General features: G+C 52.7%; 23 protein-coding genes. 6 read left to right on the top strand and 17 right to left on the bottom strand.

All coding sequences use genetic code 11. The annotated features are described in order from the left end of the window. Positions 1–35 precede the first annotated feature (35 nt). Entirely contained in the window at positions 36–1,721 is a 1,686-nt protein-coding gene (locus RT52_RS02475) for a methyl-accepting chemotaxis protein (protein ID WP_245175448.1), read from the bottom strand. Positions 1,722–1,939: 218 nt separating this feature from the next. Between RT52_RS02475 and ispG the strand changes: the two genes are divergently transcribed. Together ispG and RT52_RS02465 are read left to right on the top strand one after the other, a co-directional pair. Continuing rightward, on the top strand, positions 1,940–3,061 hold the full coding sequence (ispG, locus tag RT52_RS02470) for a flavodoxin-dependent (E)-4-hydroxy-3-methylbut-2-enyl-diphosphate synthase (protein WP_034805838.1): 1,122 nt from the start codon (positions 1,940–1,942) through the stop codon (positions 3,059–3,061). Positions 3,062–3,132: 71 nt separating this feature from the next. Further along, the gene (locus RT52_RS02465; RefSeq protein ID WP_235193393.1) at positions 3,133–3,717 is read left to right on the top strand and encodes a hypothetical protein; all 585 of its coding nucleotides are present in this window, start codon (positions 3,133–3,135) and stop codon (positions 3,715–3,717) included. A 12-nt stretch (positions 3,718–3,729) separates the two neighbouring features. Here the strand turns inward: RT52_RS02465 and RT52_RS02460 are convergent, their stop codons facing one another. Genes RT52_RS02460 through RT52_RS02445 form a run of 4 tightly spaced genes read right to left on the bottom strand, consistent with a single transcriptional unit; the run spans position 3,730 to position 7,215 of the window. Then, complete coding sequence (locus RT52_RS02460) at positions 3,730–5,142, bottom strand: bifunctional ADP-dependent NAD(P)H-hydrate dehydratase/NAD(P)H-hydrate epimerase (protein ID WP_034814865.1); 1,413 nt, start codon at positions 5,140–5,142, stop codon at positions 3,730–3,732. A 45-nt stretch (positions 5,143–5,187) separates the two neighbouring features. After that, positions 5,188–5,610, bottom strand: coding sequence for a Fur family transcriptional regulator (locus RT52_RS02455; protein WP_034809482.1), 423 nt, complete (start codon positions 5,608–5,610; stop codon positions 5,188–5,190). Beyond that, complete coding sequence (locus tag RT52_RS02450; protein ID WP_034809480.1) at positions 5,603–6,460, bottom strand: metal ABC transporter permease; 858 nt, start codon at positions 6,458–6,460, stop codon at positions 5,603–5,605. Before RT52_RS02450 ends, RT52_RS02455 begins: the two co-directional genes overlap by 8 nt. Next, positions 6,457–7,215 carry a metal ABC transporter ATP-binding protein gene (locus tag RT52_RS02445; RefSeq protein ID WP_051622732.1) on the bottom strand — a complete coding sequence of 253 codons (759 nt, stop codon included), beginning with the start codon at positions 7,213–7,215 and terminating at the stop codon, positions 6,457–6,459. The genes RT52_RS02450 and RT52_RS02445 overlap by 4 nt, the downstream gene beginning before the upstream one ends. A gap of 195 nt (positions 7,216–7,410) precedes the next feature. On the opposite strand from RT52_RS02445, the gene RT52_RS02440 reads away from it, so the two are divergent. The 3 genes from RT52_RS02440 (at position 7,411) to RT52_RS02430 (ending at position 11,370) form a co-directional block, all read left to right on the top strand. Then, entirely contained in the window at positions 7,411–8,946 is a 1,536-nt protein-coding gene (locus RT52_RS02440; RefSeq protein ID WP_034814863.1) for a Ppx/GppA family phosphatase, read from the top strand. Beyond that, positions 8,943–11,108: an RNA degradosome polyphosphate kinase gene (locus RT52_RS02435; RefSeq protein WP_034814862.1), complete on the top strand. Its 2,166-nt coding sequence runs from the start codon at positions 8,943–8,945 to the stop codon at positions 11,106–11,108. Before RT52_RS02440 ends, RT52_RS02435 begins: the two co-directional genes overlap by 4 nt. A gap of 91 nt (positions 11,109–11,199) precedes the next feature. Further along, entirely contained in the window at positions 11,200–11,370 is a 171-nt protein-coding gene (locus tag RT52_RS02430; protein ID WP_034809473.1) for a DUF1427 family protein, read from the top strand. Positions 11,371–11,407: 37 nt separating this feature from the next. On the opposite strand, the gene RT52_RS02425 is transcribed toward RT52_RS02430, so the two are convergent. The 5 genes from RT52_RS02425 to RT52_RS02405 form a co-directional block, all read right to left on the bottom strand. Further along, positions 11,408–11,974: a hypothetical protein gene (locus RT52_RS02425; RefSeq protein WP_034809470.1), complete on the bottom strand. Its 567-nt coding sequence runs from the start codon at positions 11,972–11,974 to the stop codon at positions 11,408–11,410. Between the two features lie 3 nt (positions 11,975–11,977). Beyond that, positions 11,978–12,886 carry a deoxyribonuclease IV gene (locus RT52_RS02420; protein ID WP_235193476.1) on the bottom strand — a complete coding sequence of 303 codons (909 nt, stop codon included), beginning with the start codon at positions 12,884–12,886 and terminating at the stop codon, positions 11,978–11,980. Positions 12,887–12,961: 75 nt separating this feature from the next. Further along, complete coding sequence (locus tag RT52_RS02415) at positions 12,962–14,305, bottom strand: DEAD/DEAH box helicase (protein ID WP_034809465.1); 1,344 nt, start codon at positions 14,303–14,305, stop codon at positions 12,962–12,964. A 61-nt stretch (positions 14,306–14,366) separates the two neighbouring features. After that, complete coding sequence (locus RT52_RS02410) at positions 14,367–15,302, bottom strand: sugar ABC transporter substrate-binding protein (RefSeq protein WP_034809462.1); 936 nt, start codon at positions 15,300–15,302, stop codon at positions 14,367–14,369. Next, positions 15,299–17,062, bottom strand: a complete 1,764-nt coding sequence (locus RT52_RS02405; protein WP_034814860.1) for a sensor histidine kinase — start codon at positions 17,060–17,062, stop codon at positions 15,299–15,301. Before RT52_RS02405 ends, RT52_RS02410 begins: the two co-directional genes overlap by 4 nt. 120 nt (positions 17,063–17,182) lie before the next feature. On the opposite strand from RT52_RS02405, the gene RT52_RS02400 reads away from it, so the two are divergent. Continuing rightward, positions 17,183–18,136 carry a 4-hydroxy-3-methylbut-2-enyl diphosphate reductase gene (locus tag RT52_RS02400; protein WP_034809456.1) on the top strand — a complete coding sequence of 318 codons (954 nt, stop codon included), beginning with the start codon at positions 17,183–17,185 and terminating at the stop codon, positions 18,134–18,136. A gap of 38 nt (positions 18,137–18,174) precedes the next feature. Here RT52_RS02400 and RT52_RS02395 read toward each other — a convergent pair whose 3' ends face one another. The 7 genes from RT52_RS02395 to ccpN form a co-directional block, all read right to left on the bottom strand. Then, positions 18,175–19,287, bottom strand: coding sequence for a Nif3-like dinuclear metal center hexameric protein (locus RT52_RS02395; protein WP_034814858.1), 1,113 nt, complete (start codon positions 19,285–19,287; stop codon positions 18,175–18,177). Further along, positions 19,287–20,003 (bottom strand): tRNA (adenine(22)-N(1))-methyltransferase, encoded by a 717-nt coding sequence (locus tag RT52_RS02390; RefSeq protein ID WP_034814856.1) that lies wholly within the window; start codon positions 20,001–20,003, stop codon positions 19,287–19,289. Before RT52_RS02390 ends, RT52_RS02395 begins: the two co-directional genes overlap by 1 nt. Before the next feature lie 99 nt (positions 20,004–20,102). Continuing rightward, the gene (gene cccA, locus RT52_RS02385) at positions 20,103–20,441 is read right to left on the bottom strand and encodes a cytochrome c550 (protein WP_034809449.1); all 339 of its coding nucleotides are present in this window, start codon (positions 20,439–20,441) and stop codon (positions 20,103–20,105) included. A 132-nt stretch (positions 20,442–20,573) separates the two neighbouring features. Next, positions 20,574–21,668 (bottom strand): RNA polymerase sigma factor RpoD, encoded by a 1,095-nt coding sequence (gene rpoD, locus RT52_RS02380; RefSeq protein ID WP_034814854.1) that lies wholly within the window; start codon positions 21,666–21,668, stop codon positions 20,574–20,576. 35 nt (positions 21,669–21,703) lie between these two features. Beyond that, positions 21,704–23,521, bottom strand: a complete 1,818-nt coding sequence (gene dnaG, locus RT52_RS02375; RefSeq protein WP_245175449.1) for a DNA primase — start codon at positions 23,519–23,521, stop codon at positions 21,704–21,706. A gap of 122 nt (positions 23,522–23,643) precedes the next feature. After that, positions 23,644–24,477 (bottom strand): pyruvate, water dikinase regulatory protein, encoded by an 834-nt coding sequence (locus tag RT52_RS02370; protein ID WP_051622731.1) that lies wholly within the window; start codon positions 24,475–24,477, stop codon positions 23,644–23,646. Then, positions 24,464–25,093, bottom strand: a complete 630-nt coding sequence (gene ccpN, locus RT52_RS02365; RefSeq protein ID WP_034814849.1) for a transcriptional regulator CcpN — start codon at positions 25,091–25,093, stop codon at positions 24,464–24,466. Before ccpN ends, RT52_RS02370 begins: the two co-directional genes overlap by 14 nt. Positions 25,094–25,101: the final 8 nt, after the last annotated feature.

Here is a 25,101-nt window from a genome sequence, read left to right as displayed (position 1 = left end):
ATATTGTCTCAAAAATTTAGGTTAGCCCAATCCCGTTAACGGTCTCGGTTGTCTTTTTGTATCGGTTGCAGCGTATGGAGGACGTCATGGACGTGTTGACTCTGCGCACGAAGTTCTACACCTGCGACGTGTAACGTCGTCTGTGCGTCGGAAAACACGTCGACTCCGTTATAAAAACTTTGTAATTTCTCTTCAAGTGCCTGCCCGACTTCTTCGAGCGGCTCAACCGCCCGCGCCATCTGTGACAGCTCTTCTCCCGTCGCTCTCGTCATCTCTCCAATCGCTTGATACGATTCGACCTGACGCCGGACACTAGCGTCAATCATCTCAATCCCTGACTCCAGTCGTGTCAATTGATCCCCTAAATCCCCGATGTCTGCATTGAATCGCTCTAAGTCCCCTAGTGTCTCATCTCGCTCGAACCGCATTGCTTCGATTGCCGAAACCGCTGAAATCGAGGCATCGTTCGTCACTTTCGCCAGTTGCCCCACTTCGCTCGCGACGACAGCGAACCCTTTCCCGTGCTCGCCCGCGCGAGCCGCTTCAATCGATGCATTGAGCGCCAACATTTTCGTCGCCGCCGCCATCGATACAATCGTTCGCAACGCGTGTTCGGCCTGTTTTGACACGATTTCGCTTTCGAGCAACCGCTTTTGAATTGCATCCGCCTTCTGTTTGAACTGCTGACTCTCACCGTGCAAGGAATGGAAGGACGAACGTTCGTTCATCAACAACTTCACCAGTACCTCCGCTTGTTCGTCAACGTGTTGAATGTCTTGATTTAACTCGTCAATCTGACGTGTGACGTCGGTAAAACGACGCGTCGTCTCGTTCGTGTAAAACTGATAGGACGCACTCGTCTCTTCTAATGAAGTGGCCACTTCTCGAAACCCGATTAACTGTTCGGCGTTTCGTTCAAGCTGTTTCGTGAACGTAGGTAAACTCGACTCAAGTGCCATCGATGTCTTCGTCAAAATGTGAATCGAAGTGTTCCATAACTCAATCAACGTATTGTATTCTCGCTCGAGGTGCAACATTTCAGATGACTTAGCATACAAGTTTACAGGGTCGAACGTTCTCGTATTCACCGCATCGCGTAGTCGTTCAGAAAAAAGGGTGACCGGCCGTAATTCGCGACGAATCAGGTGGCTGAACAACAACATGATGACGATGACAGATCCACCAATCATTACGATGATCTGTTTTCGGAGCGCCCACATCGCACCGAGCACGGATTCTTTCGAAACAACGAGGAGATAATCCGCTCGTAGTTCTGGGATGGCAATGACCGAAATAAATGTGTCCGCGCTCTCGATGAAGCGAGGGTTCGTGTCACCGTCTGGCACCGTTTCAGTGTCAAGCGTTCGAAGTGGCTTTCCTGTCAATAGAGCCAGGTCTCCTTCCCGAACGAGATATTGACTCGCCTCGAGTCCGTCCGCGGATAAGAGAGAGGCTTGTTGCATATAGGTCGATTTTAGCGAACGCTCAAGCGCTTGCTTATTCGCCACATAGGCTCCATACGTCACTTTCACGGATTCCCGGACGACCGTCGCCTCTCGGTTCAACCGTTTCTCGATCTCTAGCGAGAGCTGTTTCTCTGCCTCGAACGCAAACCATGCGAACGTTATAAGAAATAATAGGATGACGCTCGGCATGAGCATCCACTGCAACTTGCGCTCGATTTTCCATATCGGCTTTCTCCAACTTCTTATCCACTGCAATCCGATTCACACCTTTCCATCTTGCTGGTTCGGTTACTATATCGGTCTTAAGACGGTGGAAAATTATGAAGCATCTGTTAAGATAACGTTAGCTTTTGTAAAGAGCACATCTCATGAACGCTTGCTGGGTGCTTTTTCATAAACATTTCGTTATGATAAATAGGAAACCTATCATCTTATATCGATTGGAACCTTTCCAAAAGAAGGAGATCATGTATATGTCAGAAATACTACACCGTTCACTAACTCGTCCGATTCGTGTCGGCAACCTCATCATCGGGGGATCAGATGAAGTCATCATTCAATCGATGACGACGACGAAAACACATGACGTCGAGGCGACCGTAGCCGAGATTTTACGTCTCGAAGAGGCCGGATGCCAAGTCGTCCGCGTCGCATGTCCGGATGAACGGGCCGCAGATGCGTTGGCCGAAATCAAGAGCCGCATCAACATCCCGCTCGTCGTCGATATCCACTTCGACTACAAGTTGGCACTGAAAGCGATTGAAAGTGGTGTCGACAAGATCCGCATCAACCCGGGTAACATCGGGCGCCGTGAAAAAGTCGAGGCCGTCGTCAACGCGGCGAAAGCGAAAGGCATCCCGATTCGAATCGGTGTCAACGCCGGCTCGCTCGAGAAGCAGTTCCTGGAGAAATATGGTTATCCGACGGCCCAAGGGATGGTCGAGAGTGCGATGCACCACGTGAAGATCCTCGAAGACCTCGGTTTCTATAACACGATTATCTCGCTCAAAGCGTCAGACGTGAACCTCGCGCTCGAGGCGTACACGCTCGCGGCGAAGACGTTTGACTATCCGCTCCACGTCGGGATTACCGAGTCGGGCCCGCTCTTCTCCGGCTCACTCAAGTCAGCCGCCGGTTTAGGTGCGATTCTCTCACTCGGAATCGGTTCGACGGTGCGCGTCTCACTTTCAGACGACCCGGTCGAAGAAGTGAAAGTCGCGAAAGAAGTACTCAAGTCGTTCGGACTCGCTGCGAACGCCGCGACACTCATCTCGTGCCCGACGTGCGGCCGGATTGAGATCGACTTGATTTCAATCGCCAAAGAGGTCGAAGAATACATTCAAAATATTAACGTCAACATCAAAGTCGCCGTACTCGGTTGCGCGGTCAACGGCCCAGGGGAAGCTCGTGAAGCCGATATCGGTATCGCCGGCGCCCGCAACGAAGGACTCCTCTTCCGTCACGGGAAGATCATCCGGAAAGTGCCGGAAGCGACCATGGTCGAAGAGTTGAAAAAAGAAATCGATGCCATCGTCGCCGAAAAACTCGCCGCACGTGAACTCGAAGAACAAGAACTCGCCAATCAATCGAAATAACCTGTCTCCCGCTCGGTTGCAACCGAGCGGGTTTTTGTTAAAATAGACTCTGTGAACAAGGAGGGATCAACATGCATATCGGAATCGACCTCGACGGGACCGTCACGGACCCGCAAAGTTGTTTTCACTACATGAACGACGCGCTCGGTTACACGATTGATTATCAACGCGCGACCGAATATGAGTTGCACACGTATACGACGATGACGCAACATGATTTTTGGAAGTTCATGATTGAACACGGGCACGAAGAAGAAATTTATCGCCGCTCGCTGCCGCATACGGAAGTGAGTGACGTTTTATGGCATATGCGAAAGACGCATCGCCTCCACTACGTGACGGCGCGAAGCGAGGCCGTCCGCTCTGTGACCGAGGACTGGATTAAACAGCAGGCGCTGCCGCTCGATTCACTGATCATGACAGGAAGTCACGACAAGGTCGGGGTCGTCCAAGATCTGTCGCTCGACCTCTTCATGGAAGACCGGTACGAGAACGCCATCTCGATTCATGAGCAGACCGAGATTCCGGTGCTGTTGTTCGATGCGCCGTATAATCGAAAACCGTTGCCGCATGGCGTGAAACGGATTGCCTCTTGGAAAGAAGCGCTCCACTATGTGAACCGTTTCGAGGCGAACCGTTCCATCTCCACCCGCTAAAAAAGAGGAATCTCAGGATTCCTCTTTTTGTATGCGCCCAATCGCCTCGACGACATCGCTCGCGAGCACGCTCGCCGGATGCATCGATTCACTCATTTTTTTCGCTGCGAGGGCATGCCAGAGCACCGCTTGCTCATTCGGATTGTGTGGAGTCTCGATGCGTCGGCACCTGGCCCACATGGCAAGGAGCATCCCTGTCAGGACGTCCCCGCTCCCACCTTTGGCGAGGGCCGACGCTTCGACCGTATTGACGGCGCCCGTCCCTTCAGGTGTGACGATGAGGGTGTGCGTCCCTTTTAAAATCAAGTGGACACCGTGTCGCATCGCGAACGCACGTGCCACTCCGAAACGGTCCGCCTCAATCTCCTCGACCGTCTGCCCCGTCATCCGCGCGAGCTCTCCAGGGTGCGGGGTCAGAATCAAAGTTCCGGCTGCGTCGAGATGTGCGTGTGATAGCGCGCCGGCGTCCACGACTAAAGGCATCGTTTTTTTACGAACGGATTCCCATATACGAACGAGCGTTTCGCCCTCGACCATGCCAGGACCAATCGCAATCGCGTCCACGTCTTTATTTGCGATGGTGTCTGCGCTCGTATACATCGCTTCCGGAAGACCGGCCTTAAGCGGTGATGCCTGCTCTGGCACAATCATCTCGAGCAAACCGATTCCGGTTCGCAGTGCCGCCCTTCCCGCTAAAAACGGCGCGCCAATCAAATGCTCGCTTCCGCCAATCAATAGTCCGCGCCCATACGTCGTCTTATGGCTGAACCGTTCCCGCGTCAACAGACTGTCATCAAAGTCGGCTTCGGTCAAGACGCGCCAACTTGACGTATGCGGCAAACCGATATCGACCCGCTCCACTTCCCCGTAATACGGTGCCGTCTTCGGCAAGAAAGCCGAACGCTTGAACCCATGCAACGTGTACGTCATCATCGCGGTTACGGCGTGGCCATCGAAATCGTCTGCGGTGTCACTTGGGACGCCGGACGGCACATCGATCGAGACGATGTTTGCAGGTTGGCTCATCAGCCACGAAATGACGTCGCGACCCTTTCCAGTAACAGCGCCGCTCAACCCAATCCCATATAAAGCGTCCACAATCCAGTCGGTCGATGGCGGCGTGTCAACGATTGTGACGTACTGCTCGACGTATGCCGCATGCATCGAGGTAGCGTCTGTTTTCGGCGCACCAAGAGGCGACCAGACGAAGACGTCATGTCCGCGCTGTGCCAGTTCACGCGCCACCACCCAACCGTCACCGCCGTTGTTTCCAGTCCCGCATACGACGAGCACAGACGCCTCATCCGGAAGCTGAAGTCGATGCGCCACGGCTGAAGCCGCGCGCTCCATCAACACGGTCTCAGGCATACCTTGCTGCTTGGCGGTCGCATCCGCTCGTTTAATCTCGTTTGCCGTATAAATCATCTCTCGCTCCCCCTTCACGATGTAGCAAAAAAAGGATTGACGTCGTCAATCCCTTAAGGCCTTACACTGTTTACAATACCCATAAATCTCGAACTTATGATCAATCACTTCGAAGTCCGGGTCGAGCGCCTCGACGTAACGCATCGGACAGAGGTCGAGCAGTTTCGTCTTGCCGCACCCACGGCAAATCAAATGGTGATGGTGATGCCCGGCGCTACATGTGACTCGAAACGCCTTCTCTCCGCTTAATTCAGTCGCCTCAAGAAGCCCTTCTTCGGCGAACGACTTCAAGTTGCGATATACCGTGTCAAAACTCATCGTCGGGTGCTTCGCGCGCATATAGTCCAACACGTCTTTGGCGCTGACGTAACGTTCCTCCTGAGCCAAGTACGCATACATCTCAACCCGCTTCGGCGTCACTTTCAACGATGAGGATTGCAATCGATTCAGTTGTTCTGTCTCATTCATACGTAGCCTCCTTCTTCCGCAACGACCCAATCTTTTCAAGTCCCATGACGACAGCTAAAATACCCACGGCCAAAAGGACAATCACGCCACCGGGTGCCACATCAAGTTCATAGGCGAGGACGAGCCCTCCGATTGTGGCCACTTCACCGAAGATGATGGCCCATACAATCGTCTGTTTGAAACTCTTCGTGAACCGGAGCGCAGCCGCAACCGGAAGCGTGATCAAGCTCGAGACGAGCAACGTCCCGACGATTCGCATACTGACCGCGATGACGAGGGCGACGACGAACATGAACACGAGATGCAACAGCGTGCTCGGCAATCCCGACACTTTCGCCTGCTCCTCATCGAACGATAAGAACAACAGTTGTTTATAAAACACGGTGATGACGACGACCGTGATGACCGCCACACCGACAATCAAGACGATGTCAGACGGACTGACCGCCGAAATCGAGCCGAACAACAGCGTCGACAAATCGACCGAAAAGCCGCGAGAGAGCGAGATGAAAATCGCGCTCAACCCCATCCCAGCCGACATCATGATCGGGATGGACAGCTCCTGGAAGTGGACGTATTTGTTACGGAGCCAATCGAGCCCGAGTGCCGCCAGCACCGAGACGAGCGTCCCAAGATAGAGCGGATTCAAGTCCGAGAACAATAACACGTATTGCCCGAGGAACAGACTGAAGGAAATCCCAGCGAGCGTCACGTGCGACAAAGCATCAGCAATCAAGCTCATCCGCCGAACGACGACAAACGAGCCGATGAGCGGGGCCGTAAACCCGATGACGACTGCCGCGATGAACGCATAACGTAAAAACCCATACGTGAGTAAATCCGAGATCATGAGGAACCTTCATGAACGAGCAATTTGACGGGATACGGCTTGATGGCCGTCAACTCACTCAGTTCGCTATATTCTTTCAAACCGCAGTTACACGCCAGCCGGCCCCGATCGAGATGGACGACTTTCGTGACGAGATCGGTCACGACGTTCAAATCATGGGTGACGAGGATGAACGTGCACGACGTATGCTCACGCAACAAGTGAAGCACCTCGTAAAAATCGCGCAAATGTTTTTGGTCGACACCGACCGTCGGCTCATCGAGAATCAACAAATCCGGTTGATTGACAATGGCACGGGCGATGAACACACGCTGTTGTTGACCACCCGACAGACTCCCGATTTTACGGTCTCGATATTGCCACATATTGACGGTCTCGAGAGCGTTTTGAATCGCGGCCTGATCTTCCATATTCAATCGTTTAAACAGGCCGATTCTCCCATACCGCCCCATGGCGACAACTTCTTCGACCGTCACCGGAAAGCCCGAGTTAAACGAGGCTGCTTTTTGGGAAACGTAACTGATACGGGACTTATCTTTAAACTGGGATTGGGGCCGGCCGAACAGTTCGACCGAACCGCTTTGGGGCGTCAACAATCCTAAAATCGACCGGATGAGCGTCGATTTACCCGACCCATTCTCGCCGACGATGGCAACGAAGTCCCCTTGCTCAATCTCGATGGAAACGTCTCGGAGCGCGGCCGTGCCATCATAGTAATAGGACACGTGATTTAGTTTCACGACAGATGTCGTCATAATCGTTAACCTTCTCTCATTAATTAAATCGTAATCATTTCTACTTCTTGGCGTCTGTATTATACAGAACATTTCGGATTGCTTCAAGTTTGAGAAAAATAACGTAGAACGATACGGGTCCGTCCTATTGAAATCAAGATGAGTTTACAATCAATTCGGTGTAAACTGAAAGTAACGCAAAGAGGGGGATGCACCGTGGAAAAAAAATTAGCAGTCATTGACATCGGGTCGAACTCGATTCGAAACGTCATCTTTGAGGTGAACGGTCACGGTCAGTATTTTGAACGTCTGAACGTGAAGGAAGTCGCTCGCCTCTCGAGCCACATCACCGAAGACAATGAACTTTCCGCTGAAGGAATTAGCTCGTTGATTGAGACGTTACAACATTTTATCAGCTTGAATGACCACCACGATGTTTTGGAGACGCTACCTGTGGCAACTGCCGCGATTCGAAACGCAAGTAACTCCGATGCGATTTTAGCCGAAGTCCGTCAAGCGACCGGAATGGAGATTCGGTTGTTGAGCGATTATGAGGAGGCGTTCTACGGCTATTCGGCCATCGTCAACTCGACGTATATCGAGGACGGGTACTCGGTCGACATCGGGGGCGGTTCGATGGAAGTGACATACTTCAAAGACCGGGAGCTCGTCTTCTATCACAGTTTCCCGTTCGGTGCCGTTACGCTCACGAACGACTTCATGAAAGGTGAAGTGATGACGAAAGAGGAGCGGAAGCAACTCATCTCTTTCTTGAAAAAATCATTCAAAGACCTCGACTGGCTCGAACCGCACGGCGTCCCGCTCGTCGGTGTCGGCGGGACGGCGCGAAACTTGGTCCGGGTCGAACAATCGCTGTCTCACTTTCCGCTTGAAGGGATTCATCAGTACACGATCGATGCCGATCGGCTCGAGGAAGTCGTCGATGAACTCGTCGGCCAATCGAGTAAGCAACTCGGGCGGCTCGATGGCCTATCGAAAGACCGGGTCGATATCATCGCCCCTGCCGTGACGGCGATCGGCGAACTCGCCCGCTATTTGAAAGTACCCGAGTTCACGATGAGCAATAACGGTCTCCGCGAAGGCCTGTTCTACGAATATTATTTGAAGGCGAACGATGAGGTCCGGTTTGCCGATGTGAAAGAGGAAAGCTTCCGGCATTTCGAGCAACAGTATGACGTCAATCCGGAGCGTCACCGCCACCTCATCCATCTGGCCCGCCAAATCTATACCGGATTGATTGAGACGAAAGTGATCAAACCGAAACCGTATGAGCCTGGACTGTTAGAAGGCGCTTGCCGCCTTGCCTACGTCGGTGAATACATCGACCACAACAACAAGAGCGACCATACGTTCCATTTGATTACAACGAACGACTTCAAAGGGCTCAATAACGAGGACCGTCTCGCCCTCGCCCTCGTCTCGTCGTACAAATCGCGACGACTGCTCGACCAACATATCGAAGGCTTTCCCGAATGGTTTGATTCGAAGATGTTGAAAAGCCTTGAACTGCTCGGCTCAATCGTCAAACTTGTCGACGCCCTCGACTTGACGGAGCGGCAAATCATCGATCATCTCGATGTCGCGACAAATGAGGACGGGCTCGTCTTCCACTTACAAACGACTGACACCGCCCGCTTTGAACTGCAACGCGGGGTTCGACATAAGAAACACCTCGAACGCGCCATCGACCAGGCCATCGAACTACGTGTAGAAGAGAGAGGGACATCATGACCATCTATACAACTGAACATTTCAACAACCGTGAGCTAAGTTGGCTCAGTTTTAACGAACGCGTGCTCCAAGAAGCGATTGATGACCGCAACCCGCTCATGGAGCGGCTCAAGTTTCTCGGCATCTTCTCGTCGAACCTCGATGAGTTTTATATGGTGCGATTCGGCGGTTTGAAGGACGAAGTGCTCGCCGGTTTCAACCGACCGGAAGACAAGGCTGGACTGACACCGAAGCAACAGATTAAGGCGATTTCGATTAAAGCGCAGGAACTCGTCGAACTACAATATGCGACGTACAAGAAAGTGACGAAACAACTCGCGAGCGAGGACGTCCGTTTCTTGCGTCCAAAACATTTGAATAAGACACAACTCGATTTCATCAAGCAATATTTCCGGACCCACGTCTTCCCGGTCCTCACCCCGATTGCCGTCGATGCGTATCGTCCGTTCCCGATGCTGTTGTCGAAATCACTCAACATCGCCGTCGAGATCGCGTCTAAAGAGGAGGGCAAGAAACGGCTCGCCCTCGTCCAAGTGCCGGCCGTCTTGCCACGCTATCTCGAACTACCGACCGAAGACGAAGACCATGCCGACCTCATCTTGCTCGAGGATATCATCATCCAATTTGTCGATTCGCTGTTTAAAGGCTATGAGGTCGAATCGACGATGCCGTTTCGAATCACGCGGAACGCCGATATGCCGTTCCACGAAGAAGGCAGTCGTGACGTACTTAAACAAATCGAGAAAGAGCTAAAGAAGCGCCGGTATGGGGTCGCGATCCGACTTGAAGTGCAACAGCGCTCGCTCAGTAAAGAGCTGTTGTTCATGCTTCAGGATGTGCTCGATTTACACGACCGCGATATCTTCATCGTAGACGGTCCAATCGATATGACGTTCTTGTTCGGCGTCTACAATAAAATCGGGACCGAATATGACGACATGATTAACGAGACGTTGATTCCGTTCATCCCAGAAGGGCTTGAGTCCGGCAAAGACTTGTTCCAAAGCCTGTTGAAACAAGACTATTTGCTGCATCATCCGTATCATTCGTTCGACCCGGTCGTCCGTTTCATCGCCCAGGCCGCGAAAGACCCGAACGTCTTGGCCATCAAACAGACGCTCTATCGCGTCTCCGGCGACTCGCCCATCATCAAGGCGTTGACCGATGCGGCCGAGAGCGGGAAGCAGGTGACCGTCCTCGTCGAACTCAAGGCCCGGTTCGATGAGGAGAAGAACATCCAATGGGCAAAACAGCTCGAGAAAGCGGGGGCCCACGTCATCTATGGCTATAAAGAGTTGAAGACACACTCGAAGATCACGCTCGTCGTCCGCATTCTTGAAGGTGGGGTCTTGCAACGGTTCGTCCACCTCGGTACCGGCAACTATAACGATTCGACGGCGAAACTCTACACCGACATCGGCTTATTGACGACGAACGAAGAGCTCGCCGAGGACGCGACGAACTTCTTCAACTGGCTATCTGGATACGGAGAACGCCCATCATGGCACAAGTTCGAGACGTCCCCAGATGATATGCTCGATTTCTTTTTACAGAAAATCGAGGATGAGATCAAACTACATGAGAAGTATGGGAACGGACGTATCGTCGCTAAGATGAACTCAATCACAGACAAGGCGATCATCATGAAGCTTTATGATGCCTCGCAAGCCGGTGTGAAGATTGACTTGATCATCCGCGGGATTTGCTGCCTTCGTCCCGGTATCAAAGGCATCTCCGAGAACATCCGGGTCATCTCCATCATCGACCGCTACCTTGAACATTCTCGCATCTTCTATTTTTATCAGAACGGGAAAGAAGATCTCTACTGCTCATCGGCAGATTGGATGACGCGCAACATGAAGAAGCGCATCGAGATTTTATTCCCGATTCTTGACTCAGGCCATAAATCGTACATCAAAGATATGCTGGCGCTCCAACTCGTCGATAACGTCAAAGCCCGGAGCCAACGCGCCGACGGCAGTTATGTCTATATCAAACAGGAGCCAGGTCAAGAACGCATCCAGTCCCAAATCATCATCCACCAGTACACGGGGGGGCGATGGAACAACATCCCGAGCGTGTTCGAACGGGAGCCGTCGAATTGGGCCGAACGTGAAGTCCTTCGTTTGAAAGCAGAGAACGAAAAAATGACAGATGACTGATGTTAGACTTCTCAAAGCGAAAAGAACGGTGTATAATGAACTCGGTTAATATCAATAAAACGTTTTCATTTCATTATACGGAGGAATCACGATGCAAGAAATCCTATTATCGTTACTCGCCGGCCTTATTTGTGGCATGATTTTCACGGCCTTGAAATTACCGCTCCCAGCCCCACCGGTTCTCCCAGGGGTCATCGGGATCTTCGGCGTGTTTCTCGGCATGAAAGTGTATCAGTTCGCGGTCGCCAACTGGCCATTTTAACAAAAAGGAACGATGTCCGTGTGGACATCGTTCCTTTTCATTTGTAGTGTAACGCTTTATGGCATGTCGGGCAGACCCACATCTCCTCGTCGGCATCGATGTGGTATTCCATCAATCGATTGGCGAGCGGCCCGTAAAAGTCTGATAAATCCAAGGCACAATAGGCGCATACGGTCGTCGGTGACACCCGATGCTCAAATTGTCGTTCGCGTGCGAGATGTGCCTCATATGCAGAACGGCTCCACCGTCTCGACGGGACACGATACCCCTCGTCCCAAAGGCGCTTCAACGTGTCATAATCCGTCGCCTCGTCATACGTGCCGAGCCGAAGTAATGGATGATGAAAATCGAGGGCGAGCAAGTCGACAAGGCTGTACACCCCAGTCGCAACGGACGGTTCAAGCCAATAGCGGTCGTCGGGCCGCTGCGTCGTCTCGACGAGCAGCACCTCCGCCTCGGCAACGATGCCGTGACCGATGAGTTCGATAAACGCGGTCGGGGTCGCGACATCGCCTTCGACATAGAATGGACTCTGCTCTTGAAAATAGACCGGCAGCGCGGACCAGGCGTCAAACGCGCCTGGGTCGATTCGAAGCCGATTCATCGGTTATTGATGCGCGAGCGTGAACCGCTCCCGCCACTCCGCATCGAATTCAGATGCGCGGAACATCGCAATCTCTTGCTTGTATGGTGCGACTTTCGTCTTGTCATTAATCGGGATATAAGGCGTCTCCAAAATTTTCGGAAGGTGCGCGAACGCTTCATGATGGATGATGCGGTTCAACGTATCAAAGCCGATTTCCCCGTAGCCGATGTTTTCGTGTCGGTCTTTCTTCGCCCCGCGCACGTTCTTCGAATCATTCACATGAATGACGCCGAGACGCTCGAGACCGACAATCCGATCGAATTGATCGATGACGCCATCGAGGTCGTTTACTAAGTCGTATCCGGCATCATGGACGTGGCACGTATCGAGACAGACCGAGAGACGGTCGTTATGTGTCACGCCGTCAATGATTGTCGCGAGCTCTTCGAACGTTTTCCCGAGTTCGCTCCCTTTTCCGGCCATCGTCTCAAGCGCGATTTTGACGGTCTCATCACCCGTGAGCACCTCGTTTAACCCTTCGATGATGCGAGCGAGCCCGATGTCTTCCCCTGCCCCGACGTGAGCACCCGGGTGAAGGACGACGTGGCGTGCGACTTGGAGCGCCTCCGCCCGCTTAATCTCGGCGGCAAGAAACGACACGGCGAGTTCGAACGTCTCCGGTTTCGTCGTATTGCCCAAGTTGATAATGTACGGTGCATGGACGACAATCTCCTCGATGTTATGCGCGGCCATGTGGGCGAGTGCCGCTTCAATATTCAAATCTTCAATCGGCTTCCGACGTGTATTCTGAGGCGCGCCGGTGTAGACCATCATCGTCGTCGCCCCGTAAGAGACCGCCTCCTCACTCCCTGCAAGAAGCATCTTCTTTCCTGAAACCGAAACGTGTGAACCAATTTTCAATGTCATCATCTTCCCTTCCTATCTTCTCTCTTCAGTGTACACAAAAAGCAGAACCGACTCCAAGAAGTCGATTCTGCTAACGGGTTAACGTTTGTTTTTCTTACGGATTTCACGACGCTCTTTGCGTTGACTCTGCATATGCTCGCGTGAGGCCGTCTCTTTCAACTTGTACTTGAACTTTTTCTTGTAGCCCGGTTTGACTTTCTTCTTCGCCTTTTTAATTTCCCCGGCCATGCGGCTGTGGGCCGTCTGCGAAACTTTCATCTTCCGGTCGGTCGTACGACGTTTGCGCGTCTTGATCGGTTGGAGTGACCCGTTGCGCACGTCGACGTGCGTGAAGGTGAATCCACGCTCTTCAAGACGGTTGATTGGACCGTTCTCGTGGTCTTCGTACAGCGTGTACGCCTCACCCGTCGCCCCGGCACGGCCCGTCCGGCCGACACGGTGCGTGTAGAAGTCGAGATCTTTCGGGATCCCGAAGTTGATGACGTGCGACACACCTTTAATATCGATACCACGCGCAGCCAAGTCGGTCGCGATGACGTATTGATACTTCGCGTCGTTAATATCTTTAATCGCTTGCTTCCGGCGACGGGCTTGCATGTCTCCGTGGAGCGTCCCGACGTTGAGTCCCGCCTCGCGGAACGTCGTCTCGAGCTCGTCCGCTTCTTGTTTCGTGTTCGTGAACACGAGACAGACGAACGGATTGATCGCTTTGGCGACTTCGACCGTCAATTCTTTACGGTCACGGTGACGCACTGGAATCGTGTGGTGCTTGATTTTCGGCACGACACGGTGCTCCGCACTCGCTTCCGCGTAACGCGGGTCATGCAAATATTTCTTCAAGAACGGCTCGAGCTTCTCTGGAATCGTGGCCGAGAAGACCATCGTCTGAAGTTTTTCCGGCAACGCCTGCGCGATGCGGTCGACCTCAGGCAAGAAGCCCATGTCGAGCATTTGATCGGCCTCATCGACGACAAAGTGTGTGACTTTGTGCGGGAAGAGCGCCTGGACTTTCATCAAGTCGAGGATACGACCTGGTGTCCCGATGATGAGTTGTGGTGGGTTTTTCATGCGATCGATTTGACGTTCACGGTCGGTCCCACCGACAATCAAACTTGTTTTGATAAATTCCGGTTGTTTGACGAGGAGCGATTTCAACTCCTCATGAATTTGCCATGCAAGTTCACGTGTCGGCGCGACGACGATCGCTTGGACCGACTGCTCTTCCGGGTTGATGGCTTCTAAAATCGGCAAGAGAAACGCGAGCGTCTTCCCTGTACCGGTCTGTGATTTTCCGATGATGTCGCGACCGTTCATAGCAGCCGGAATGATCCGGGCTTGGATGTCGGTCGGTTTGGTGATGCGCTTTTCTGTCAAGGCATCGACGATAAACGGTAACAATTTGAACTGTTGGAAGCTGTTCAATCGATACACCTCCTGTTTCTTTCCACTTTTCCTAGCATAGCGGAATCTAATCATTTGTCAATTAATCTTTTATGAGACCTTCATATAAATAGCTCGATGAGTAGTAATGCCGGGAAATCTTTTTCCCGCTCAAATGCTGTTCGAGTGCTTTGAATCCGACTTCAATCATCTCGTTCGGGGACTGGACGACGGTCGCATCCACCTTGCCGCTATGGATGAGCGGATAAATCTCTGTCACACCGTCGACCGAGACGATCGTCTTCTCGAGCAACCCTCTGCTCTCAAGGGCACGGACGACGCCGAACGTATTGTCATCATTGTGCGAGAAGACGGCATCGAACGGGATGTCTTCTTTTAACCAGCGTGACATTTCAATCTCGGCTTGGAACGTGTCGAAGTTGCCCGTGAGCGAGGCAACGACTTCGAGCTCGTCATGAGCCCGGTCGTACTCCGTCAAACCGAGGCTTCGGTCAATCGTCGAGCGCACCTTGGCCGTCCCCCTCACCTCAACGACCCGAATCGGACGATTCAGGTCGGCATGTTTCGCGACGATATGATTCGCCGCCATCCGACCGATTTCAACGTTGTCCGAGACGACCGATGTGAGTACGCTATCATGGTCAATCATCCGGTCGATGGCGATAATCGGTATTCCTTCGCGTTCCGCTCGCTCCAAAGAGGGTCGGATGAACGTCTCATCGAGCGTCGTCACAAAGATAGCCTCGACGCCTCGATCAATCAAAGAATCGAGTTTCTCTTTTTCTAGCACACGGGAATCTTCACTCGTCGTCGGGACGGGAATGAACCCTTTTTGATTGGCCGTCCTGACGAAAGCGGCGAGCAACTTGTTCGCATGTTCGTGCTTGTCGCTCACAAAGACGAAACCGACTTCATTATCTTTCGTTTTTTGTTCCGGTAGTTGAATCGATGTGATGAGTAAAATCGTCATCGCCCATACGACCGGGAGCCATAGCCAATAGTGTCGGAATCCCTTCATACGTCGGACCGCCTTGGGATTTTAATCATCATGGCCGTACCTTCTCCTTCGACACTTTCAATTTCCATTCGTCCATTCACGGCTTTCAAGTATTCCCGAATCATATACAAGCCGAGCCCGTTCCCGTTATCTTTCGTCGTATAAAACGCCGAACCGACGGCCTGGACTTGTGCTTTCGTCATACCGACGCCGTTATCCTCAATCAAGAAGCGATAGTCACGTTCCGTGAAGAGAATCGTCACGGTGACGCTACCGTCCGCACCTTTTGAATCGACGGCCTCGACCGCGTTTTTGAACAAGTTGTAGATGATTTGAACGAGCATATCGTTCGAGCAATAAAACGGTGGCATCTCGTTCGGGACGATCAGTTCCCATTTCGTCACCCGTTTATAACACTCGGCATCGAGTAAAAACTCGAGTCGCGCTGCAAATTCAGCCATGTCAATCCACTCTTCATCTCGTTTTGACTGCTCCGGCTTCGCGAGCGTGAGCATCGTCGTAATCAAGTGATTGGCCCGGTTGAGCTCCGATAAGGCCAAGTCGAGCATCTCTTGACTGCTGTGCCCTTCTTTCACCATTTGAAGCGTGATTTGGACAGGCGTGAGCGGGTTTCGAATCTCGTGGGCAATCCCGGCGGCGAGCTGGCCGAGCGAGGCGAGCTTCTCTTGTTGGAGCAACAGTTGTTGCTGACTCAACTGCTCGCGCCGGGACGTTTCCATCCGTCTCGAATAATCGTTATACGTGTCGAGTAGCGTCTGGACTTCTTTGGAACCGGTCCGTTCGAGTTGAATCGGCTCGAGGGACTGTTGCCGTTTAATGTTCTGCACGAGCTCTGTGAGCGGGCTCGTCAATGTCTTAGATAGAAGCAATCCGACGAGGATACTTAAAAAGAACGTGACGAGCGTGATCAATAAATATTGCCAACGCGTCGCATAGACCGCTTCATAGACGGAATCGGTGCTATGTTTGGCGAGCACGCTCCAACCGTTGACCCGGGCGTCCGGTTCATACATATAGACGTCCGTGTCCGTGCTCATGATGGAGCGTACGTCCTTGTCTTTCGCCGATTCGATGACCGACCGCGACAAGCGCCGCTCGGCATCGGTGACGAGGTTGAACGACGTCGACAAGACTTCCCCGCGCTCGTTCAATAGATACAAAATCATATTGTCATTCGCCGACTCCAAGACACGCCGATACAAGTCCGAGTTGAGGACGCTGATGCTGCCCCCGAACAGACCGACCGGGCGATTGTCTTCCAAAACCGGGACATACAAATACGTCCCGACATCTCCAGAGATGGAAATCGGGTCACTCATATAAATTTCGTTACCGCCTGACGTGATGACGTTCGTGAATTTCGGGTCTGACTTCAGCGTCATCGCCGGCACTTGGCGTTGTGAGTACCACGTGAACGCGTCTTCTCGCAAGTCATAATAGAAGATCGAGGTGAAGCCCGTTCGCTGATTCAAATAGCCGGTGCGAATCCGTTCCTCGATCCACGGCTCGTTGCCGAGATACGCACCAAGGTAGACGAGGTCCTCGTATAGTTTCCCGAGCCGCGTCTCCATATTTTCGATACTGCCGTCAATCGCATAATCGAACTGATCTTTCGCCAGCTCTTCGGCACGGGACACCGTCACGCGATCGGCCGAAAACGCTAAAGAGGAGATGACGAGCCCTAAGATAATGAAGATGATAAACGTGATTTGAAAGAAGTATGACTTACGTACTTCTAACAATGATTTCAAACGTTCCACGGTGTCCCTCCTTTCTAACCTTCAAATTATAGCATGAATACACGCAATTCTTTTCGTATTTTCGAAACAATGTTAGACTAAGACGTATGAAAGCATCGCGAAAGGAGCGTTCATCGCATAATGAAAATTAAAAAGATCAGCCCGCGCGGATACTGTTACGGTGTCGTCGACGCCATGAAACTCGCCAACGAGGCTGTGGCCAACCCAGATTTACCACGGCCAATCCATATACTCGGTATGATCGTTCACAACCGCCACGTCACACAAGCGTTCGAAGACCTCGGCGTCAAAACAGTCGATGGTGACGACCGCATGCAAGCACTCGAGACGATTGATGAAGGAACGGTCGTCTTCACCGCCCACGGAATCTCACCGCTCGTACGCAAGCGGGCCATCGAAAAAGGGTTGACGATTGTCGACGCTTCTTGTCCGGACGTGCTCGTCACACACGATTTGATTCGCGAGAAGACGGCTGTCGGCTATGAAGTCATCTATATCGGGAAACACGGTCACCCGGAACCGGAAGGCGCGATGGGTGTCGCCCCGGATAAAGTCCACCTCGTCCAGTACGAGCATGACCTCGAGGCGTTGCCGGCCCGCTTGTTCGAGTCGAACATTCTCGTCACGAACCAGACGACGATGAGCCAATGGGACGTCTCGGCGTTGATTGAACAAATCCAAGAACGTTACCCGCACGTCGAAGTGCATAACGAAATTTGCAACGCGACGCAAGTTCGTCAAGAAGCCGTCGCCGAACAGGCCGGGGACTGCGATTTGTTAATCGTCGTCGGTGATCCGAAATCGAACAACTCGAACCGGCTCGCCCAAGTCTCAAAAGAGATTGCCGGGACGAACGCGTATCGAATCGGTGACTTGAGCGAACTCGACCTCGCCTGGCTCGAAGGAGTCGAGACGGTCGCTGTCACTTCCGGTGCCTCGACACCGACACCGATCACGAAAAAAGTCATCGACTTCTTGACGCAATATGATCCTGCTGACTTGAGCACGCATGATAAAACGCCATTCCTTGAACTACGAAGCATCCTTCCTAAAGTGAAGGCGCTCCGCAAGTGACGACAATCCCCGGCCTAGAACAGGCCGGGGATTGTTCATTATTGGAAACGAAACGGGTTCGTATTCGTCGTCGATACGATCAACTCAACGTCAAGTTTCGCTTGATTGAACCGTTGACGCAACACGTCGACGACACCTTGTTTCATGACGCTCTCGACGTGATGCCCTGGGTCGACGACGGCGAGCCCGAGCGCCATCGCATCGTGGGCCACGTGGAAATAAAGGTCACCGGTCACGTAGGCGTCCGCGCCTTTAAAGTGCGCGGCCGACACGTATTTGTTTCCGTCCCCGCCGAGGACGGCGACCTTTTCAATCATCCGGCCCGGCTCACCGACGACTCGGACACCTTCAACTCCGAAGCTCGATTTGACGTGGAGGGCGAACTGTTCGAGCGTGAGCGGACTCGCCAAGCGTCCGATGCGGCCGAGGCCATGGACCGGCCCAGCGATTTCGTCACGAATCACATCGTGGGCCACTTCTTCGTACGGATGCGCTTGTTTCATCGCACGCAAGACGTGTTTCTTTTGACTTTCTGTCATGATGGTCTCAATCTTCACTTCTTCGACCGTTTCCGTCTTGCCGACTTGACCGAGATACGGGTCCGCGTGGTCGAGCGGTTTGAACTGGCCGATGCCGTCCACTTTGAACTGACAGTCACGATAGTCACCGATGTGACCGGCCCCTGCCCTTGCCAACGCCTCAGACACGACCGCTTCGTGCGTCTTCGGGACGAAGACGGCGAGCTTATACACGGGCTCTTCATATGTTGGAATGAGGACGCTCGTCTCGATTAGGCCGAGCGCGTCGCTCATCCAGTCGTTGACCCCGCCGGCGCACACGTCGAGGTTCGTATGGGCCACATACACGGCGATGTCATGCTTCACACATTTCATGACGATCCGGCCGGCGGCGCTTCGGTCATTCACTTGGCCGAGCGGGCTAAAGATTGGCGGATGGTGAGCGATAATCAAGTCGATCTCGTGCTCAATCGCCTCATCGACGACCGGTTCGAGCACATCGAGCGTGACCATCACTTTTCGGACTTCTTTATCAAGCGAACCGATTTGAAGACCAATCTTATCCCCTTCGACGGCCAAGTGCTTCGGGGCGAACGATTCGAACAGTTGGATGATATGATTGCCGTTTGCCATTATCCACTCACCTCTCTCATCTTGTCACGTAGTAGCGTAAACGTCCGTTGCTTTTCAAGGAGCGCCTCCGTCTGTTCGCCAGAACGCATCTGTCCGAGCACGTAGTCCAACTTGTCGGCCTCACGACGCCATTTGAGTTTAAACGCGTCGGGGCGACGCTCTAAGAGATAAGGACCGAAAAGCAGTTGCCATTTTCGTACGTCTTCGTTTTGGCTGTACCGGGTTTCGCTCCCACGCTCGCCGACAAGAATTTCATACACTTTATCGTTCTCCTCAACGATTTGCTCATCAATCAATACATATCCTGAGGCAAGCAACCATTCCCGTACATGCTCCCCGTCAACGTTCGGTTGCAAGACGAGTCGCTCGACCGCTCCGAGCTTATTTTTCCCAGCTTCTAGAATCGAGCGAATCAAACTGCCACCCATCCCACAAATCGAGATACATGTCGCCTCATCCTCATTTAGGACGGCAAGCCCGTCTCCGAGTCGGACGTCGATTTTGTCCGTCGCCCCAATCAAAGCGACTTGAGCCTCTGCCGCTTCCATCGGTCCGCGATTCACTTCACCGGCGATCGCACGGTCGACGATCCCATTTTGAACGAGATAACACGGGACATAGGCATGGTCGGAACCGATATCGGCGAGCACGCTACCGTGCGGAATGAAATCGACGACTTGTTTGAGTCGACGGTCTAACGTTACTTGTTCTTGCATGAAGACAACTCCTTTTTGACTACTTCTATCTTAGGTTAACGAAATTTCGTGATGCGGACAATAAAAAAACGTACCCTCATGCGTGAGAGTACGTCCGTCTTATTGCTCGAGCAACCACGTCGCGAGGACTTCCGCCTCTTCTGCCGACGCGAGGCCACCTGGCATTGAACCTTGACCGTTTACGATAATGTTGGCAATCTCTTCAGCCGACAAGCGCTCCCCTACACCTGTAAGGGCCGGGCCGACGCCACCTTCTAAGTTACCACCGTGGCAACCGGTACACCCTTTCGCAGCATACAACTCTTCCGGATTCATTTCAGTCATAGCCGGACCTTCCGCTGCTTGTTGCGCTTGGTTCACGCCAAAATAAGATAATGAGACCATGGCGATGATGGCAACGATTGCGATCGCGGCAAATGGCAACAATGGATTACGCATTGTATTTCCCCCTCATGTTCATTCCAAATTTCTACCCATCACTATTTTACTCAAAAAACAATAAAGAAGGAAGGAAAATCACTCATTTTCCTCCCTTTCTTCTAAAACTTCACACTTTATTCAAATGTCTAATCAATCAAGGAAATCTTTCAAACGTTTCGAACGACTCGGGTGACGCAGCTTACGTAACGCTTTCGCCTCGATTTGACGAATCCGCTCGCGTGTGACGCCGAATACTTTCCCGACTTCTTCGAGCGTACGGGTCCGACCATCATCGAGTCCGAAACGAAGACGAAGGACGTTCTCTTCCCGGTCCGTGAGCGTATCGAGCACGTCTTCGAGCTGTTCTTTAAGCAACTCATAAGCCGCCGCGTCTTGAGGTGCCATCGCGTCTTGGTCTTCGATGAAGTCGCCGAGATGTGAATCGTCTTCTTCCCCAATCGGCGTCTCAAGCGATACCGGCTCTTGGGCAATCTTCAAGATTTCACGAACTTTCTCCGGCGTCAGTTCCATCTCCTTGGCAATCTCCTCAGGAGAAGGCTCACGGCCGAGGTCTTGCAACAACTGACGTTGAACGCGAATCAATTTGTTGATTGTCTCGACCATATGGACCGGAATCCGAATCGTCCGGGCTTGGTCGGCGATGGCGCGTGTAATCGCTTGACGAATCCACCACGTCGCGTACGTCGAGAACTTGAACCCTTTCATGTAGTCGAATTTCTCGACGGCTTTAATCAGACCCATGTTCCCTTCTTGAATCAAATCGAGGAAGAGCATCCCGCGACCGACGTAACGTTTCGCGATCGAGACGACGAGACGAAGGTTGGCTTCGGCGAGCCGTTTCTTCGCTTCTTCATCCCCTTGCTCAATCCGCTTCGCAAGCTCGGTCTCATCTTTCGCGCTGAGAAGGTCGACGCGTCCGATTTCTTTTAAATACATCCGGACCGGATCGTTGATTTTTATGCCTGGTGGGACCGACAAGTCGTTCAAATCGACTTCTTCGTCCTCTTTTTTCGCTGGTGTCTCTTCGGCATCGGCCGCATCTTCTGTGACGCGGATGTCTTTGCCTTCTAAATCTTCGATGAAGTTATCGATAAAGTCCGAGTCCACCTCAAAGTGGCTGAGACGGTCTTGAATCTCCTGCATCGAGACGACGCCTTTTTTCTTCCCTAACTTCTCGAGTTCCTCTATGGCGTTAAATAAGTCCTCTTTTTTCTTCTCTGCCATCTAGCAGTTCAACTCCTTCCAAACTTCCTTCGCGTTCATCGTTCGCGTAGACGGCGACTGCGGTTAATGAGCTCTTGCAATTTCGATGCCTGGTCTACAATACTTTCGGCATCTTGCGCGATATCCCTTTTCGCCCGTTCGATTTGACGCTGTTCCTCATAACTGTTTATGACCTTAATGTATTCATCTAAAACCTCTTCGCTAAGCTCATCAGGCGCAGCCATGAGTCGAACTTCCGCGTATCGTGTCGCGTAATCCGGACGCTCGTTGCATCGTCGCTCCATGAAGGCTGGGACGACTTGTTCGAACTCCTCGAGCGTCATCTCCTCCGAGACGACCTCATAAAGCGCTGTCGCCAACATCCGGTGAACCTCGTCCTGATACGCCAACCCGAGTCGGTCTCGTACGTAACGCACGCGATCCGGCCCGCTGAGCAAGGCACGCAACAGCAACTTTTCCGCCTTCAAGTAGCGTGGCTCAGCCGCCTTCGAGGCACGTCGCCGCACCGGTTCAGGTTCTGCCACGCGCTCCGGCACTTGCTCTTTTTTCCCCGTCGCCGGCATCCGTGACAATAGCGTGTTAACGGGAATCTCGAACTCATCGGCCAATTTTTTCACGTATAAATCGCGCCGAATCGAGTTGTCACTTTTACTGATTTCCTCAAGCATAGATTCAATAAACCGAATCCGTTCTCCTTCTCGATTCAAGTTTTTCCCGCGACGGAGTGTGCGGTTCATGAAATCGAGGACAGACAGACGTTCCGAGTCGACGAACCGTTGCCATTGTTCGGTCCCGTTCGTTCGAATGTAGTCGTCCGGGTCCGTTTTTTCCGGTAAGAGGAGCACTTGGACGTCGAGCGGATACGTCTCGAGCAAGCGGACGACTTTGAGCGTCGCCTCTTGCCCGGCATGGTCACCGTCGTAACAGACGATGACCTCGTCCACCATCCGTGCTAGCGCACGGGCGTGTCCGGACGAGAACGCCGTTCCGAGCGACGCGACCACTTCTTTCGTTCCCGCTTGGGCGACTTGGAGCACATCCACGTTGCCTTCGACTAAGAAGACACGCTTCTGTTTTCGCATCGTCGCACGCGCTTGGGGAAAGCCGAATAACAGTTCACTCTTATTGAACAACGGGGTGTCGGACGTGTTCACGTACTTTGGATTTCGTTCGTCAATCGATCGGCCGCTGAAGCCGACGATGGTGCCGTCTCGATCCGCAATCGGAAAGACGACCCGACCTTCAAACCGATCAAAATATTCACCGGCTCTAGACTTTGAAATCAAGCCGGCCTCGACCATCACTTCGAGGTCGAAGCCTCGCCGTTCAAGTGAATCAACAGTAAATCGCCGCTGGTCCGGCGCATAGCCAATCTTATATGCGGCGATGGTCTCCTCATGGAGCCCGCGATTCGTCAAATAAGTCAAACCGACGTCTCCTGCTTCTGTCTTCATGAGCACTTCATGATACAGTTCTGCGACGACACGATGGGCGTCACGCATCTGTTTACGAATCTGTTGGTCGTGCGATAGTTCCTCGTCTCCGGGAACACCACCTTCGACGGTGATGTTGGCCCGTGTGGCCAACCGTTCAACCGTTTCCGGGAACGATAGACCTTCCGTCTCCATGACGAACGTGAAGACGTTACCGCCTGCACCGCAACCGAAACAATGATACATCCCTTTTTCCGGGGACACCGAAAAAGAGGGACTATTCTCGGAATGAAACGGACAGAGCCCGACGAGGCGATGTCCTTGTTTCTTCAATTCGACCCGTTCGCTTATCAAATCGACGATATCTGTTGCCTGTTTCACTTCCGCAATGACTTCATCCGGTATCCGTGGCAACTCCACCACTCCCTACATCCAAACTCGCAACGAAACGGAACGCGCTTCACGTTCCGTTTCACTGTAATGTCAGTACTCTATTATACCCGTTCGCAACTCCGATTACTAACACGAGTGCTCGTAATGCGTCACGAATGACCGAGATGACGCAAAATGATACCGGCCGTCTCTTCGACGGCCTTATTCGTAACGTCGATCACCTCACAACCGATCCGTTCATAAATCCCTCTCGCGTACTCGAGCTCACGATTGATGCGCTCGAGTTGCGCATAGTCCGCCTCCGGCTTCAAACCGAGTGATTTCAAGCGTTCCATTCGAATCGAGATCAGCTTGTCCGGCGAAATGATCAGCCCGACGCAGCGTTCCGGCGGCAAATCGAACAATTCTTCTGGCGGCCGCGATTCCGGGACGAGCGGGACGTTCGCCACTTTAAACCGTTTCAAAGCCAAGTACTGGGACAGCGGCGTTTTCGATGTCCGCGAGACCCCGACGAGCACGATGTCGGCTTTCTTCAGTCCACGCGGGTCCCGACCGTCATCATACTTCACCGCGAACTCCATCGCCTCGATTTTACGGAAATAATCGTCGTCAAGGCGATAGATGAGTCCTGGCTTTTCACGAGGGCTCTCTTGAAGTTCACCCGACAAGACGTCGAGCAAGTCACCGAGCAAGTCGACCGTCTTCACGCCGTACCGCTCCCCGAGTGAGACGAGCAAGGCGCGATGTTCTTCGTTGACGAGCGTGAACGCGATGACCGCCGTTTGCGCCCGGGCTTGCGTGACGACGTCATGAATCGTCTGTTCATCCTCGACGAACGGGATACGAAGCGTCTCAATCGCATTTTCATGGAACTGGATGCTCGCAGCCCGAACGACGAGTTCACACGTCTCACCGACCGAGTCACTTACGACAAACACGAGTTGTTTCTTTGTCAAATCAGCTTCCTCCTCAGAACGACTCATCGTTGGCGAGTGCGATCAACACTTTTGTCATATTCGTCTTCGTCATCCGTCCGAGCACGATCAGTTTGCCGTCTTTTTCTTCGACGACCGGCATCGCGTCGATTTGTTTTTCAATCAACTTCATCCCGGCCCGAATCAACGTCTCACTTTTCTCGCAGACGGTAATGTTCGGCATCCGTGTCATGATGACATTGACAGGCAATTGGTCTAGGTCTTGATTCCCAATCGCGGCCCGGAGCAAGTCTTTCCGGGACAAGACGCCGACGAGTTCACTATCTTTTCCGACGACGAACAAAGAACCGACGTCTTCTAAAAACAGGGTCACGACCGCATCGTATACGGTCATCTCGTCACTGACGACTTTTGCTGACGACATAAAGTCGCCGACGGTCAACGAATCGAGCTTCTCACGCAGCATCGATGAGTTGCGTTTGCCGACGAACGTGTACCCGACGCGCGGTCTCGCCTCTAATATGCCCGTCATCGTCAAAATCGCAAGGTCGGGACGGAGCGTCGCCCGGGTGAGCGATAGTTCTTGTGCAATCTGTTCACCCGTGATCGGTCCGCTCCCTTTCACGATTTCGACAATCTTCTGTTGGCGTTCATTCAGTTGCATGGCCAACC

It is taken from the genome of Exiguobacterium alkaliphilum 12/1 (assembly GCF_000714435.1).
GTDB lineage: Bacteria > Bacillota > Bacilli > Exiguobacteriales > Exiguobacteriaceae > Exiguobacterium > Exiguobacterium alkaliphilum.
Note: the sequence above shows the minus strand (reverse complement) of the source record. Positions and strands in the feature narration are given on the sequence as shown.

Coding starts and splice junctions, on each gene's coding strand:
- RT52_RS02370 (WP_051622731.1), bottom strand. CDS start 24,477: ATGAGTCGTTCTGAGGAGGAAGCTGATTTGACAAAGAAACAACTCGTG.
- RT52_RS02410 (WP_034809462.1), bottom strand. CDS start 15,302: ATGAAGGGATTCCGACACTATTGGCTATGGCTCCCGGTCGTATGGGCG.
- RT52_RS02425 (WP_034809470.1), bottom strand. CDS start 11,974: ATGAATCGGCTTCGAATCGACCCAGGCGCGTTTGACGCCTGGTCCGCG.
- ispG (WP_034805838.1), top strand. CDS start 1,940: ATGTCAGAAATACTACACCGTTCACTAACTCGTCCGATTCGTGTCGGC.
- RT52_RS02430 (WP_034809473.1), top strand. CDS start 11,200: ATGCAAGAAATCCTATTATCGTTACTCGCCGGCCTTATTTGTGGCATG.
- RT52_RS02465 (WP_235193393.1), top strand. CDS start 3,133: ATGCATATCGGAATCGACCTCGACGGGACCGTCACGGACCCGCAAAGT.
- RT52_RS02395 (WP_034814858.1), bottom strand. CDS start 19,287: ATGGCAAACGGCAATCATATCATCCAACTGTTCGAATCGTTCGCCCCG.
- RT52_RS02455 (WP_034809482.1), bottom strand. CDS start 5,610: ATGAATGAGACAGAACAACTGAATCGATTGCAATCCTCATCGTTGAAA.
- RT52_RS02420 (WP_235193476.1), bottom strand. CDS start 12,886: ATGATGACATTGAAAATTGGTTCACACGTTTCGGTTTCAGGAAAGAAG.
- RT52_RS02450 (WP_034809480.1), bottom strand. CDS start 6,460: ATGATCTCGGATTTACTCACGTATGGGTTTTTACGTTATGCGTTCATC.
- cccA (WP_034809449.1), bottom strand. CDS start 20,441: ATGCGTAATCCATTGTTGCCATTTGCCGCGATCGCAATCGTTGCCATC.
- ccpN (WP_034814849.1), bottom strand. CDS start 25,093: ATGCAACTGAATGAACGCCAACAGAAGATTGTCGAAATCGTGAAAGGG.
- RT52_RS02460 (WP_034814865.1), bottom strand. CDS start 5,142: ATGATTTATACGGCAAACGAGATTAAACGAGCGGATGCGACCGCCAAG.
- RT52_RS02445 (WP_051622732.1), bottom strand. CDS start 7,215: ATGACGACATCTGTCGTGAAACTAAATCACGTGTCCTATTACTATGAT.
- RT52_RS02390 (WP_034814856.1), bottom strand. CDS start 20,003: ATGCAAGAACAAGTAACGTTAGACCGTCGACTCAAACAAGTCGTCGAT.
- RT52_RS02435 (WP_034814862.1), top strand. CDS start 8,943: ATGACCATCTATACAACTGAACATTTCAACAACCGTGAGCTAAGTTGG.
- rpoD (WP_034814854.1), bottom strand. CDS start 21,668: ATGGCAGAGAAGAAAAAAGAGGACTTATTTAACGCCATAGAGGAACTC.
- RT52_RS02400 (WP_034809456.1), top strand. CDS start 17,183: ATGAAAATTAAAAAGATCAGCCCGCGCGGATACTGTTACGGTGTCGTC.